Here is a 14187-nt window from a genome sequence, read left to right on the forward strand (position 1 = left end):
TTGACCTATGGGCTTGCTTTCTCTAGAATCGCCGATCTCTTAAAAAGGGGGCCCTTCCGGCCCGTTGTCGACCAACCCAGGTAACACGCCATGAAACGTACTTTCCAACCAAGCACCATCAAGCGCGCACGCACCCACGGTTTCCGTGCCCGTATGGCCACCAAGAACGGCCGCGCCGTTCTGTCGCGTCGTCGTGCCAAAGGCCGTAAGCGTCTGGCCATTTGATTTTTCGGCACAGGTGGTGAGTCAGGACTTCAGTCGGGAAAAGCGACTGCTTACACCCCGGCACTTCAAAGCGGTCTTCGACTCCCCAACCGGCAAGGTTCCAGGGAAAAACCTGCTTATCCTTGCCCGCGAGAACGGCCTCGATCACCCACGCCTCGGCCTGGTGATCGGCAAAAAGAGCGTCAAGCTCGCCGTTCAACGCAATCGCCTGAAACGCCTGATGCGCGATTCGTTCCGCCTGAACCAGCAGCTGTTGGCGGGTTTGGATATCGTGATCGTCGCGCGCAAGGGGTTGGGCGAAGTGGAAAACCCAGAATTGCACCAACACTTTGGCAAGCTCTGGAAGCGACTGGCTCGCAGTCGGCCCTCTCCAGCGGTCAACGCCAATCCCGCAGGGGTAGACAGTCACAATGCGTAAACTGGCCCTCGTTCCGATCCAGTTCTACCGTTACGCCATCAGCCCCCTGATGGCCAGTCACTGTCGTTTCTATCCCAGCTGTTCCTGTTACGCATACGAAGCCATCGAAAACCATGGCCTCTTGCGTGGTGGGTGGCTGGCCGTTCGTCGCCTGGGGCGTTGTAATCCGTGGAACGACGGCGGTTTCGATCCCGTTCCACCAGCTCCTTCCTCCCGAACTTCTTCGATAGCCGAGTAATCATGGATATTAAACGCACGATCCTGATCGTCGCCCTGGCAATCGTGTCCTACGTCATGGTCCTCAAGTGGAACCAGGACTACGGCCAGGCTGCCCTGCCGACTCAGAATACTGCTGCCAGCACTGCTGCCCCGGCCTTGCCGGATACCGTCCCGGCCGGAACCGCCGGCGCCAGCGCCGATGTGCCGAGCGCCAATGCTGAATCCAGCCCTGCGGAACTTGCTCCGGTTGCCGTCAGCAAGGACCTGATCCGGGTCAAGACCGACGTCCTGGACCTGGCTATCGACCCGGTCGGTGGTGACATCGTCCAGCTGACCCTGCCGAAATACCCACGCCGTCAGGACCATCCGGACATTCCGTTCCAGCTGTTCGACAACGGTGGCGAGCGTGTCTACCTGGCACAAAGCGGCCTGACCGGTGTCAATGGCCCGGATGCCCGTTCCACTGGTCGCCCGCTGTATGCCGCGGAGCAGAAGAGCTTCCAGCTGGCCGACGGCCAGGATCAACTGGTCGTCGACCTGAAGTTCAGCGAGAACGGCGTCAACTACATCAAGCGCTTCAGCCTCAAGCGCGGTGAGTACGACCTGACCGTCAGCTACCTGATCGACAACCAGAGCGGCCAGGCGTGGAACGGCAACCTGTTTGCCCAGCTCAAGCGCGACGCCAGCGGCGACCCGTCGTCGAGCACTGCCACCGGCACCGCTACCTACCTGGGCGCTGCCCTGTGGACAGCTGCCGAGCCGTACAAGAAAGTGTCGATGAAAGACATCGACAAGGGCAGTTTGAAAGAAAATGTGACCGGCGGCTGGGTAGCCTGGCTGCAGCACTACTTCGTGACCGCCTGGATCCCGGCCAAGGGCGACAACAACGCCGTCCAGACCCGCAAGGACAGCCAGGGCAACTACATCATCGGTTACACCGGCCCGGCACTCAGCGTTCCTGCTGGCGGCAAGGTCGAAACCAGCGCCATGCTGTACGCCGGCCCGAAGATCCAGTCCAAGCTCAAAGAGTTGTCCCCAGGCCTGGAACTGACCGTCGACTATGGCTTCCTGTGGTTCATTGCCCAGCCGATTTTCTGGCTGCTGCAACATATCCACAGCCTGCTGGGTAACTGGGGCTGGTCGATCATCGTCCTGACCATGCTCATCAAGGGCCTGTTCTTCCCGCTGTCGGCCGCCAGCTATCGCTCGATGGCGCGCATGCGTGCCGTGGCGCCGAAGCTTGCTGCACTGAAGGAACGCTTCGGTGACGATCGCCAGAAGATGTCCCAGGCGATGATGGAGCTGTACAAGAAAGAGAAGATCAACCCGCTGGGCGGCTGCCTGCCGATCCTGGTGCAGATGCCGGTGTTCCTGGCCCTGTACTGGGTACTGCTGGAAAGCGTCGAGATGCGCCAGGCCCCATGGCTGCTGTGGATCACCGACCTGTCGATCAAGGATCCGTTCTTCATCCTGCCGATCATCATGGGCGCGACCATGTTCATCCAGCAGCGCCTGAACCCGACGCCGCCGGATCCGATGCAGGCCAAGGTGATGAAAATGATGCCGATCATCTTCACCTTCTTCTTCCTGTGGTTCCCGGCTGGCCTGGTGCTGTACTGGGTTGTGAACAACTGCCTGTCGATCAGCCAGCAGTGGTACATCACTCGCCGTATCGAGGCCGCGACCAAAAACGCAGCCGCTTGACAGGCCGCTACGCTAGCCTGTGAATAAAAACGCCCCCTCGTGGGGCGTTTTTGCTATCTGTCTTTCGAATTCGTTGTAGAGGCTTCGAGCATGAATACTGTGCGTGAAACCATCGCCGCCATTGCCACTGCCCAGGGCCGCGGCGGTGTCGGTATCGTCCGCTTGTCCGGCCCACTGGCCAGCCAGGCCGGGCAGACCATCACCGGCCGCAGCCTGACCCCGCGCCACGCCCACTATGGCCCGTTCCGCGATGCCGATGGCCTGGTGCTGGACGAGGGCATCGCGCTGTTCTTCCCCGGGCCGAATTCTTTCACCGGCGAGGATGTGCTGGAGCTGCAGGGCCATGGCGGCCCCGTGGTGATGGACATGCTGCTGCAGCGTTGCCTGCAACTGGGCTGCCGTCTGGCGCGGCCGGGCGAGTTCAGCGAGCGTGCGTTCCTCAATGACAAGCTCGACCTGGCCCAGGCCGAGGCCATTGCCGACCTGATCGAGGCGAGCTCTACCCAGGCCGCGCGCAATGCGTTGCGCTCGCTGCAGGGGGCGTTCTCCAAGCGTGTGCATGGGCTGACCGAGGCGCTGATTGCCTTGCGTATCTATGTCGAAGCCGCCATCGACTTCCCGGAGGAGGAAATCGACTTTCTCGCCGATGGCCATGTGTTGCGCATGCTCGATGATGTGCGCACCGAGTTGTCCACAGTGCAGCGCGAAGCCGGGCAGGGCGCCTTGCTGCGCGATGGCATGACCGTGGTCATCGCTGGCCGGCCGAATGCCGGCAAGTCCAGCCTGCTCAACCAGCTGGCAGGCCGTGAAGCGGCGATCGTCACCGATATCGCCGGCACTACCCGGGACATCCTGCGTGAACATATCCACATCGACGGCATGCCGCTGCACGTGGTCGATACCGCAGGACTGCGCGATACCGATGACCATGTGGAAAAGATCGGCGTAGAGCGGGCGTTGAAGGCCATCAACGAGGCCGATCGGGTGCTGTTGGTGGTCGACTCCACGGCGCCTGAAGCCAGCGATCCTTTTGCCCTGTGGCCAGAATTCCTCGATCAGCGCCCGGATCCGGCCAAGGTCACGCTGATCCGCAACAAGGCCGACCTCAGTGGCGAGCAGGTTGGCCTGGAGCTGAGTGACGACGGGCATGCAACCATCACCCTGAGTGCCAATGACAGCGACATGGGCCTGGACTTGCTGCGTGATCATCTCAAGGCCTGCATGGGCTATGAACAGACCGCGGAAAGCAGCTTCAGCGCGCGCCGTCGCCACCTGGAAGCGCTGCGCCAGGCCAGCAGCCATCTTGAACATGGCCGTGCTCAGCTGACCCTTGCCGGCGCGGGTGAATTGCTGGCCGAAGACCTGCGCCAGGCTCAGCAAGCCCTGGGTGAAATCACCGGGGCATTCAGCTCGGACGATCTGCTGGGGCGAATCTTCTCCAGCTTCTGCATCGGCAAGTAATCCCTTCTCGGCTCCCCCTGCAAGCGCTGCCTGGCGCTTGTTGCGGGGGACCATGCGGTAACTCCCCCCCCTGATCCTTCGCTATACGACCGTTCGTCGCCTGATATTTTCATCAACAGGCAGGCGAGCGCTCGCCTGTGCTCTGTGGAAAACTCGCCTTCAGCTCCGTTGATAACCACGCCTTTTTGTTGAGGAAAATGCGGCCTGTGGGTAACAGCTACTTTCATCCACAGGTTAAACAATCTTGTCCAGACCCCACAGGGCTACTTAGACCCAGGGTTATGAATTGCTGTAAGTCCCGTAGCTAAAGGCCTACATACAGTTATCAACAGGCAGGAAGGGCCCTAAACATAAACATAAAAACAAAGCTTTTATAAATTTTTCTTCTTTGATTTCTATTGCCTGCCACTCATCCACAGGCTGATCAAAATTTGCTCAGACGGTTTCTTTGAAGGGGGGTAAGTCCCTATACTTGTCCGCTTACCTTCTCTATTCGTAAAAACAGGCACGAGGTGCGTGGTGGATTTCCCTTCCCGTTTTGAAGTGATCGTCATCGGCGGCGGCCATGCCGGTACCGAGGCTGCGCTTGCGTCTGCACGCATGGGTGTGAAAACCCTGCTGTTGACCCATAACGTGGAAACCCTCGGTCACATGAGCTGCAACCCGGCCATCGGTGGCATCGGCAAAAGCCATCTGGTCAAAGAGATCGATGCGCTCGGCGGCGCCATGGCGCTGGCCACCGACAAGAGCGGCATCCAGTTCCGCATCCTGAACAACCGCAAGGGCCCGGCCGTACGTGCAACCCGGGCACAGGCCGACCGCGCCATCTACAAGGCGGTGGTGCGCGAAATCCTGGAAAACCAGCCGAACCTGTGGATATTCCAGCAGTCCTGCGATGACCTGATCGTCGAGCAGGACCAGGTGAAAGGCGTGGTCACGCAGATGGGCCTGCGTTTCTTCGCCGAGAGCGTGGTACTGACCACCGGCACTTTCCTCGGTGGACTTATCCACATCGGCCTGCAGAACCACTCCGGCGGTCGCGCCGGCGACCCGCCTTCGATTGCCCTGGCCCATCGCATGCGTGAACTGCCGCTGCGCGTCGGCCGGCTGAAAACCGGCACACCGCCGCGCATCGATGGCCGCTCCGTGGATTTCTCGGTAATGACCGAGCAGCCCGGCGACACGCCGATCCCGGTGATGTCGTTCATGGGCAATGCCCAGATGCACCCGCGCCAGGTCAGCTGCTGGATTACCCACACCAATGCGCGCACCCACGAGATCATTGCCTCGAACCTTGACCGTTCGCCGATGTACTCGGGTGTGATCGAAGGCATCGGTCCGCGCTATTGCCCGTCGATCGAAGACAAGATCCACCGCTTTGCCGACAAGGAAAGCCACCAGGTGTTCATCGAGCCGGAAGGCCTGACCACCCATGAGCTGTACCCCAACGGTATCTCGACTTCGCTGCCGTTCGACGTGCAGCTGGAGCTGGTTCGCTCGATCCGCGGCATGGAAAACGCCCACATCGTTCGCCCGGGTTACGCCATCGAGTACGACTACTTCGACCCGCGCGACCTCAAGTACAGCCTCGAGACCAAGGTCATCGGCGGCCTGTTCTTCGCCGGCCAGATCAACGGCACCACCGGTTACGAAGAGGCCGGCGCCCAGGGCCTGCTGGCTGGGACCAACGCCGCGCTGCGCGCGCAGGGCCGCGAAAGCTGGTGCCCGCGCCGTGACGAGGCCTACATCGGTGTGCTGGTAGACGACCTGATCACCCTGGGTACGCAAGAGCCCTACCGCATGTTCACCTCGCGCGCCGAATACCGGCTGATCCTGCGCGAAGACAACGCCGACCTGCGCCTGACCGAAAAAGGCCGCGAGCTGGGGTTGATCGACGACGAGCGCTGGGCCGCTTTCAGCGCCAAGCGCGAAGGCATCGAGCGCGAGGAGCAGCGGCTGAAAAGCACCTGGGTACGCCCGGGCACGCCACAAGGCCAGGCCATTGTGGATAAGTTCGCGACCCCGCTGAACCATGAATACAGCCTGCTCAACCTGCTGGCTCGCCCGGAAGTCGACTACGCTGGCCTGATCGAAGCCACCGGTGGCGACGTGATCGATCCGCAGGTCGCCGAGCAGGTCGAGATCAAGACCAAGTACGCCGGCTACATCGACCGTCAGCAGGACGAGATCGCCCGGCTACGTGCCAGCGAAGACACCCGCCTGCCTGTGGATATCGACTACACCTCGATTTCCGGCCTGTCCAAGGAGATCCAGGGCAAGCTCGGCGAAACCCGTCCAGAGACGCTTGGCCAGGCTTCGCGTATCCCGGGTGTCACGCCTGCGGCGATTTCCCTGTTGCTGATTCACTTGAAAAAACGCGGCGCAGGCCGCGAATTGGAGCAAAGCGCTTGAGTTCCCTGGTCACCCCGCAACACGCCGAAGAGTTGTCCACAGGTGCGCGCCAGCTCGGTGTCGAGCTGAACGCGCAGCAGCACGAACTGCTGCTGGGTTACCTGGCCCTGTTGATCAAATGGAACAAGGCCTACAACCTCACCGCTGTGCGTAACCCGGACGAGATGGTGTCGCGCCACCTGCTCGACAGCCTCAGCGTCATGCCGTTTATCCACAATGACACCCAGCGTTGGCTGGATGTCGGCAGCGGTGGCGGCATGCCCGGCATCCCGTTGGCTATCCTGCATCCGCACAAGCAAGTGACGGTGCTCGACAGCAACGGCAAGAAGACCCGCTTCCTGACCCAGGTGAAAATGGAGCTGAAGCTGGCCAACCTCACGGTTATCCACAGCCGGGTCGAAGAGGTTCAGCCCGAGCAGCCGTTCTGCGGGATCATCTCGCGCGCTTTCAGCAGCATGGAAAATTTCACCAACTGGACCCGCCACCTGGGTGACGCCCGCACGCAATGGCTTGCAATGAAAGGGCTGCATCCTGCCGATGAACTGGTAGCATTGCCCGCAGACTTCACAGTGGAAAGCGAGCAGGCCCTGACCGTTCCAGGTTGCCAGGGCCAGCGCCATCTGCTGATACTGCGCCGCAAGGCATGACTGGGAACACACGCAACAATGGCTAAGGTATTCGCAATCGCGAACCAGAAAGGTGGTGTGGGCAAGACCACCACCTGTATCAATCTCGCCGCATCGCTGGCCGCGACCAAGCGCCGCGTGCTGCTGATCGACCTCGATCCGCAGGGCAACGCCACCATGGGCAGCGGTGTGGATAAACACGAGCTCGAACATTCGGTGTACGACCTGCTGATCGGGGAGTGCGACCTGACCCAGGCCATGCACTACTCCGAGCACGGTGGTTACCAGCTGCTGCCGGCCAACCGCGACCTGACCGCCGCCGAGGTGGTCCTGCTCGAGATGCAGATGAAGGAAAGCCGCCTGCGCAACGCCCTGGCGCCGATCCGCGAGAGCTACGACTACATCCTCATCGACTGCCCGCCGTCGCTGTCGATGCTGACCCTCAACGCCCTGGTCGCCTCCGATGGCGTGATCATCCCCATGCAGTGCGAGTACTACGCACTGGAAGGTCTCAGCGACCTTGTGGATAACATCAAGCGCATCGCCGCACGGTTGAACCCGGCGCTGAAGATCGAAGGCCTGCTGCGGACCATGTACGACCCGCGCCTGAGCCTGAACAACGATGTTTCGGCGCAGCTCAAGGAACACTTCGGCGACCAGCTGTACGACACGGTGATCCCACGCAACATCCGCCTGGCCGAGGCGCCGAGCTTCGGCATGCCGGCGCTGGCCTACGACAAGCAATCCCGTGGCGCGCTCGCCTATCTTGCGCTTGCCGGGGAACTGGTTCGCCGTCAGCGCCGTCCATCACGCACTGCACAAACAACTTAAGGAATCCGCATGGCCATCAAGAAACGCGGTCTCGGACGTGGGTTGGATGCACTGCTCAGTGGTCCTTCCGTCAGCGCGCTCGAAGAGCAGGCTGTCAAGATCGACCAGAAAGAACTGCAACAGCTGCCGGTCGAGCTGATCCAGCGCGGCAAGTATCAGCCTCGCCGCGACATGGATCCCGAGGCGCTGGAAGAACTGGCGCACTCGATCCGCAACCACGGTGTCATGCAACCGATCGTGGTCCGCCCGATCGGCGACAACCGTTACGAGATCATCGCCGGTGAGCGCCGCTGGCGCGCCACCCAGCAGGCCGGCCTGGACAGCATCCCGGCCATGGTCCGCGAGGTGCCCGACGAAGCCGCCATCGCCATGGCGCTGATCGAGAACATCCAGCGTGAAGACCTCAACCCGCTGGAGGAGGCGATTGCCCTGCAGCGCCTGCAGCACGAGTTCGAACTGACCCAGCAGCAAGTGGCCGATGCCGTCGGCAAGTCGCGGGTGACCGTGGCCAACCTGCTGCGCCTGATCTCGCTGCCCGAGGCGATCAAGACCATGCTCGCCCACGGCGACCTGGAGATGGGTCATGCCCGTGCCTTGCTCGGCCTGGACGAAGCCCGTCAGGAAGAAGGGGCGCGTCATGTTGTCGCACGTGGCCTCACCGTGCGCCAAACCGAGGCACTGGTGCGCCAGTGGCTCAACGGCAAACCTGATCCGGTCGAACCGAGCAAACCTGATCCGGATATCGCCCGCCTCGAACAGCGTCTGGCAGAGCGCCTGGGCTCGGCGGTGCAAATCCGCCATGGCAACAAGGGCAAAGGCCAGTTGGTCATTCGTTACAACTCGCTTGATGAGTTGCAAGGTGTGCTTGCTCACATCCGCTGAAACAATTCCCGTTGTAGCGTGCAGTCGGAAATCACTACCCAATAGTTGAATAGGGGTTAATCCGCCCCTATACTCTGCGCGCATTTTGTCGGCACAAATTATGCCAAGTCATTGCTGACCAGGCAGTCGACTTCCGAGGAGCAGTTGTGATGGAAATCCGCACGCCAAACCGCCTGCCTTTCCATCGCTGGGCGGTTTTCCCGGTACTGCTGGCTCAATTTGTTGTACTGCTGCTGGCAACATTGGTGTTGTGGCAGTGGAAAGGGGGAGTCAGTGGATATTCAGGCCTCTGTGGGGGACTGATTGCCTGGCTGCCCAATATGTATTTCGCCTGGAAGGCTTTTCGCTTCAGCGGAGCCCGAGCGGCGCAGGCCATCGTCAAGTCGTTTTACGCTGGCGAGGCAGGCAAGATGATTTTGACGGCAGTGCTGTTTGCACTGACCTTCGCAGGAGTGAAGCCATTGGCGCCGTTGGCAGTATTCGGCGTCTTCGTGCTGACCCTTATGGTCAGCTGGTTCGCGCCCCTGCTGATGAATAAAAGACTTTCGAGACCTTAGGGCGTTTGAGGCAACCATGGCAGAAGAAACCGCTTCGGGTTATATCCAGCACCACTTGCAGAACCTGACCTACGGTCAACTACCAGACGGCAGCTGGGGCTTGGCCCATTCGGCTGCAGAAGCCAAGGCAATGGGCTTCTGGGCGTTCCACCTGGACACCCTGGGCTGGTCCGTTGCGATGGGTCTGATCTTCCTGATCATCTTCCGCATGGCGGCCAAGAAGGCGACTTCCGGCCAGCCTGGCGGCCTGCAGAACTTCGTCGAAGTACTGGTGGACTTCGTCAATGGCAGCGTGAAGGACTCCTTCCACGGCCGCAGCGCGGTGATCGCCCCGCTGGCGCTGACCATCTTCGTCTGGGTGTTCCTGATGAACGCCATCGACCTGGTACCGGTCGACTGGTTGCCGTGGGCTGCACAGAAGCTGTCCGGCAACGAGCACATCTTCTTCCGCGCCGTGCCGACCACTGACCCGAATGCGACCCTGGCCATGGCCTTCAGCGTGTTCGCCCTGATCATCTTCTACAGCATCAAGGTCAAGGGCCTCGGCGGCTTCATCGGCGAGCTGACCCTGCACCCGTTCGGCAGCAAGAACATCTTCGTGAAGATCCTGCTGATCCCGGTGAACTTCCTGCTCGAATTCGTCACCCTGATCGCCAAGCCGATCTCGCTGGCACTGCGTCTGTTCGGCAACATGTACGCCGGCGAACTGGTGTTCATCCTGATCGCGGTGATGTTCGGTTCCGGCCTGCTGTGGCTGTCCGGCCTGGGTGTGGTGCTGCAATGGGCGTGGGCGGTGTTCCACATCCTGATCATCACCCTGCAAGCCTTCATCTTCATGATGCTGACCATCGTCTACCTGTCGATGGCGCACGAAGATAACCATTAAGACCGCCTGGCGTGTCTGATAGCCTTCCCCGCCCGTTTGGGGGGAGGGCTTAAAAAGTCCGCAAGGGCATGCTGTACCAAACGATTTGTTTTACCGCTTCAAACTAAAAACCTAACCAATACGACGTAAAAGTCGGGAGGAAAGATGGAAACTGTAGTTGGTCTGACCGCTATCGCTGTTGCTCTGCTGATCGGCCTGGGTGCTCTGGGTACCGCCATTGGTTTCGGCCTGCTGGGCGGCAAGTTCCTGGAAGGCGCTGCTCGCCAGCCAGAAATGGTTCCAATGCTGCAGGTCAAAATGTTCATCGTTGCCGGTCTGCTCGACGCCGTAACCATGATCGGTGTTGGTATCGCTCTGTTCTTCACCTTCGCGAATCCCTTCGTTGGTCAGATCGCCGGCTAATCACTCGTTTTTACGAGTTGATTGCTGTGATGGACAAAGACCGAGCGAGGTGTTGGCGTGAACATTAATGCAACCCTGATTGGCCAAACCGTTGCTTTCTTCATTTTCGTAGCTTTCTGCATGAAGTACGTATGGCCTCCGGTCATCACTGCCCTGCAAGAGCGTCAAAAGAAGATCGCCGACGGCTTGGACGCTGCCAACCGCGCAGCTCGCGACCTGGAGCTGGCCCAAGAGAAAGCGGGTCAGCAACTGCGTGAAGCGAAGGCACAGGCAGCTGAAATCATTGAGCAAAGCAAGAAACGCGCTGCTCAGCTTGTAGACGAAGCCCGTGAACAGGCTCGCGTCGAAGCTGACCGTGTGAAGGCCCAGGCTCTAGCCGAGATCGAACAGGAAATTAACAGCGTCAAAGACGCCCTGCGTGCCCAAGTGGGTGCCCTGGCTGTTGGCGGTGCTGAAAAGATCCTTGGCGCCACAATCGATCAAAACGCGCATGCGGAGCTGGTTAACAAACTGGCCGCTGAAATTTAAGCGAGGGCGATCATGGCAGAACTGACCACGTTGGCCCGACCTTACGCTAAGGCTGCCTTCGAGCACGCCCAGGCCCATCAGCAACTGGCCAATTGGTCAGCCATGCTCGGCCTGGCTGCTGCGGTGTCGCAAGACGACACCATGCAGCGCCTGCTCAAGGCCCCGCAACTGACTAGCGCAAACAAGGCCGCCGCATTCATCGAAGTGTGCGGTGACAAGTTCGACACTCAGGCACAGAATTTCATTCATGTTGCCGCGGAAAACGACCGTCTCCTGCTTCTGCCGGAGATTGCCGCTCTGTTCGACCTGTACAAGGCCGAGCAAGAGAAATCCGTGGACGTGGAAGTCACCAGTGCTTTTGCGTTGAACCAAGAACAGCAAGACAAACTCGCCAAGGTTCTCAGTGCACGGCTCAGCCGGGAAGTGCGCCTGCACGCGACGGAGGATGCCAGCCTGATCGGCGGCGTCGTTATCCGCGCCGGCGACCTGGTAATCGATGGCTCGGTTCGCGGCAAGATCGCGAAACTGGCCGAAGCATTGAAATCTTGAGTTTGAAGGGGCAGCAGAGCAATGCAGCAACTCAATCCTTCCGAAATTAGTGAAATCATCAAGGGTCGCATCGAGAAACTCGATGTCGGCTCCCAAGCCCGTAACGAAGGTACCGTCGTTTCGGTATCCGACGGTATCGTGCGGATCCACGGTCTGGCCGACGTCATGTACGGCGAAATGATCGAGTTCCCTGGCAGCGTCTTCGGCATGGCACTGAACCTGGAGCAAGACTCCGTAGGTGCGGTGATCCTGGGTGCCTATGACACCCTCGCCGAAGGCATGAGCGCCAAGTGCACCGGCCGCATCCTGGAAGTTCCGGTTGGTAAGGAACTGCTGGGCCGCGTCGTTGACGCACTGGGTAACCCAATCGACGGTAAAGGTCCTCTGGGCAACACCCAGACCGACGCGGTCGAGAAAGTGGCCCCGGGCGTGATCTGGCGTAAGTCGGTAGACCAGCCTGTACAGACTGGCTACAAGTCCGTCGACGCCATGATCCCTGTCGGCCGTGGCCAGCGCGAGCTGATCATCGGTGACCGCCAGATCGGCAAGACCGCCATGGCCATCGACGCCATCATCAACCAGAAAGACTCCGGTATTTTCTGCGTTTATGTTGCAGTCGGCCAAAAGCGTTCCACCGTTGCCAACATCGTTCGCAAGCTGGAAGAAGCCGGCGCCCTGGCCAACACCATCGTGGTCGTTGCCAGTGCTTCGGAATCCGCCGCACTGCAGTTCCTGGCGCCATACGCCGGCTGCACCATGGGCGAGTTCTTCCGTGACCGCGGTGAAGACGCCCTGATCGTCTACGATGACCTGTCCAAACAGGCCGTTGCCTACCGTCAGATCTCCCTGCTGCTGCGCCGTCCACCAGGACGTGAAGCGTACCCAGGCGACGTGTTCTATCTCCACTCCCGTCTGCTGGAGCGTGCATCGCGCGTTTCGGAAGAGTACGTCGAGAAGTTCACCAACGGCGCAGTCACCGGCAAAACCGGTTCCCTGACCGCTCTGCCGATCATCGAAACCCAGGCTGGCGACGTTTCCGCGTTCGTTCCGACCAACGTGATCTCGATCACCGACGGTCAGATCTTCCTGGAATCGGCCATGTTCAACTCGGGCATCCGCCCTGCAGTTAACGCCGGTGTTTCGGTATCCCGCGTAGGTGGTGCCGCTCAGACCAAGATCATCAAGAAGCTGTCCGGTGGTATCCGTACCGCTCTGGCTCAGTACCGTGAACTGGCTGCATTCGCCCAGTTCGCTTCCGATCTGGACGAAGCGACCCGCAAGCAGCTGGAGCATGGTCAGCGCGTAACCGAGCTGATGAAGCAGAAGCAGTACGCGCCAATGTCGATCGCCGACATGGCCCTGTCGCTGTACGCCGCTGAGCGTGGTTTCCTGACTGACGTAGAAGTCTCCAAGGTCGGCAGCTTCGAGCAAGCGCTGATCGCCTTCTTCAACCGTGATCACGCCGAACTGATGGCCAAGATCAACGTGAAGGGTGACTTCAACGACGAAATCGACGCTGGCATGAAAGCCGGTATCGAGAAGTTCAAGGCCACCCAGACCTGGTAAGCCGCAGCGGGGGCTCCGGCCCCCGCTTGCTAACCTGATAGGTGATACATGGCAGGCGCAAAAGAGATTCGCAGTAAGATTGCGAGCATCAAAAGCACGCAAAAAATTACCAGCGCCATGGAGAAAGTGGCGGTAAGCAAGATGCGCAAGGCACAAATGCGCATGGCTGCTAGCCGTCCTTACGCGGAGCGTATCCGCCAGGTGATCGGTCATCTGGCCAACGCCAACCCGGAATACCGCCACCCGTTCATGATCGAGCGCCCTGTAAAGCGCGTTGGTTATGTCGTGGTGTCGAGTGACCGTGGTCTGTGCGGTGGCTTGAATACCAACCTGTTCAAGGCCCTGGTCAAGGACATGAGCGTAAACCGCGAACAGGGCGTGGAAATCGACCTGTGCGTGATCGGCAGCAAGGGTGCGACTTTCTTCCGCATCTTTGGCGGCAACGTCGTAGCCGCGATCAGCCACCTGGGCGAAGAGCCATCGATCAACGATCTGATCGGCTCCGTCAAAGTGATGCTGGACGCCTACCTGGACGGCCGTATCGATCGCCTTTCGGTGGTTTCGAACAAGTTCATCAATACCATGACCCAAAAGCCGACGGTCGAGCAATTGGTACCGTTGGTGGCAACCCCGGATCAGGATCTCAAGCATCACTGGGATTACCTGTACGAACCCGACGCAAAAGAGCTGCTGGACGGCTTGATGGTGCGTTACGTGGAGTCGCAGGTATACCAGGCGGTGGTCGAGAACAACGCTGCTGAACAAGCGGCCCGGATGATCGCCATGAAGAACGCCACAGACAACGCCGGTGATTTGATCAAAGAGCTGCAGTTGATCTACAACAAGGCGCGTCAGGCTGCGATCACCCAGGAGATCTCGGAAATCGTCGGCGGCGCTGCCGCGGTTTAACGGTTCAAATAT

The 14187-nt window shown here is 60.0% G+C and carries 16 protein-coding genes; all 16 read left to right on the forward strand.

Going from position 1 to position 14187, the window contains the following annotated elements:
* Positions 1 to 90 precede the first annotated feature (90 nt).
* Positions 91 to 225: a 50S ribosomal protein L34 gene (gene rpmH / locus RTH46_RS00580; protein ID WP_003253163.1), complete on the forward strand. Its 135-nt coding sequence runs from the start codon at positions 91 to 93 to the stop codon at positions 223 to 225.
* A gap of 13 nt (positions 226 to 238) precedes the next feature.
* Positions 239 to 643 (forward strand): ribonuclease P protein component, encoded by a 405-nt coding sequence (rnpA, locus tag RTH46_RS00585; RefSeq protein WP_110994058.1) that lies wholly within the window; start codon positions 239 to 241, stop codon positions 641 to 643.
* A complete protein-coding gene (yidD, locus tag RTH46_RS00590) occupies positions 636 to 881 on the forward strand; it encodes a membrane protein insertion efficiency factor YidD (protein ID WP_101322785.1) in 246 nt (81 codons plus the stop codon). The genes rnpA and yidD overlap by 8 nt, the downstream gene beginning before the upstream one ends.
* Positions 882 to 883: 2 nt before the next feature.
* The gene (gene yidC / locus RTH46_RS00595; protein WP_279846639.1) at positions 884 to 2566 is read left to right on the forward strand and encodes a membrane protein insertase YidC; all 1683 of its coding nucleotides are present in this window, start codon (positions 884 to 886) and stop codon (positions 2564 to 2566) included.
* A 90-nt stretch (positions 2567 to 2656) separates the two neighbouring features.
* A complete protein-coding gene (gene mnmE, locus RTH46_RS00600; protein ID WP_153786806.1) occupies positions 2657 to 4027 on the forward strand; it encodes a tRNA uridine-5-carboxymethylaminomethyl(34) synthesis GTPase MnmE in 1371 nt (456 codons plus the stop codon).
* A 519-nt stretch (positions 4028 to 4546) separates the two neighbouring features.
* The gene (mnmG, locus tag RTH46_RS00605; protein ID WP_153786805.1) at positions 4547 to 6439 is read left to right on the forward strand and encodes a tRNA uridine-5-carboxymethylaminomethyl(34) synthesis enzyme MnmG; all 1893 of its coding nucleotides are present in this window, start codon (positions 4547 to 4549) and stop codon (positions 6437 to 6439) included.
* On the forward strand, positions 6436 to 7086 hold the full coding sequence (rsmG, locus tag RTH46_RS00610; RefSeq protein ID WP_316904835.1) for a 16S rRNA (guanine(527)-N(7))-methyltransferase RsmG: 651 nt from the start codon (positions 6436 to 6438) through the stop codon (positions 7084 to 7086). The genes mnmG and rsmG overlap by 4 nt, the downstream gene beginning before the upstream one ends.
* Positions 7087 to 7104: 18 nt before the next feature.
* Complete coding sequence (locus tag RTH46_RS00615; protein WP_110994053.1) at positions 7105 to 7896, forward strand: ParA family protein; 792 nt, start codon at positions 7105 to 7107, stop codon at positions 7894 to 7896.
* 9 nt (positions 7897 to 7905) lie between these two features.
* Positions 7906 to 8778 (forward strand): ParB/RepB/Spo0J family partition protein, encoded by an 873-nt coding sequence (locus RTH46_RS00620; RefSeq protein ID WP_153786803.1) that lies wholly within the window; start codon positions 7906 to 7908, stop codon positions 8776 to 8778.
* A gap of 149 nt (positions 8779 to 8927) precedes the next feature.
* Positions 8928 to 9335: a F0F1 ATP synthase subunit I gene (locus tag RTH46_RS00625; protein WP_110994051.1), complete on the forward strand. Its 408-nt coding sequence runs from the start codon at positions 8928 to 8930 to the stop codon at positions 9333 to 9335.
* A 16-nt stretch (positions 9336 to 9351) separates the two neighbouring features.
* Positions 9352 to 10221 (forward strand): F0F1 ATP synthase subunit A, encoded by an 870-nt coding sequence (gene atpB, locus RTH46_RS00630; RefSeq protein WP_153786802.1) that lies wholly within the window; start codon positions 9352 to 9354, stop codon positions 10219 to 10221.
* Positions 10222 to 10365: 144 nt separating this feature from the next.
* On the forward strand, positions 10366 to 10623 hold the full coding sequence (gene atpE, locus RTH46_RS00635; RefSeq protein ID WP_003097235.1) for a F0F1 ATP synthase subunit C: 258 nt from the start codon (positions 10366 to 10368) through the stop codon (positions 10621 to 10623).
* 57 nt (positions 10624 to 10680) lie between these two features.
* Positions 10681 to 11151, forward strand: coding sequence for a F0F1 ATP synthase subunit B (locus RTH46_RS00640; RefSeq protein ID WP_153786801.1), 471 nt, complete (start codon positions 10681 to 10683; stop codon positions 11149 to 11151).
* A gap of 12 nt (positions 11152 to 11163) precedes the next feature.
* Positions 11164 to 11700 carry a F0F1 ATP synthase subunit delta gene (locus tag RTH46_RS00645; RefSeq protein ID WP_110994048.1) on the forward strand — a complete coding sequence of 179 codons (537 nt, stop codon included), beginning with the start codon at positions 11164 to 11166 and terminating at the stop codon, positions 11698 to 11700.
* 21 nt (positions 11701 to 11721) lie between these two features.
* Positions 11722 to 13266: a F0F1 ATP synthase subunit alpha gene (gene atpA / locus RTH46_RS00650; protein ID WP_110994047.1), complete on the forward strand. Its 1545-nt coding sequence runs from the start codon at positions 11722 to 11724 to the stop codon at positions 13264 to 13266.
* Positions 13267 to 13314: 48 nt separating this feature from the next.
* A complete protein-coding gene (atpG, locus tag RTH46_RS00655) occupies positions 13315 to 14175 on the forward strand; it encodes a F0F1 ATP synthase subunit gamma (RefSeq protein WP_153786800.1) in 861 nt (286 codons plus the stop codon).
* Positions 14176 to 14187 lie beyond the last annotated feature (12 nt).

Origin of the sequence: Pseudomonas sp. zfem004 (assembly GCF_032621715.1) — a bacterium.
GTDB lineage: Bacteria > Pseudomonadota > Gammaproteobacteria > Pseudomonadales > Pseudomonadaceae > Aquipseudomonas > Aquipseudomonas sichuanensis.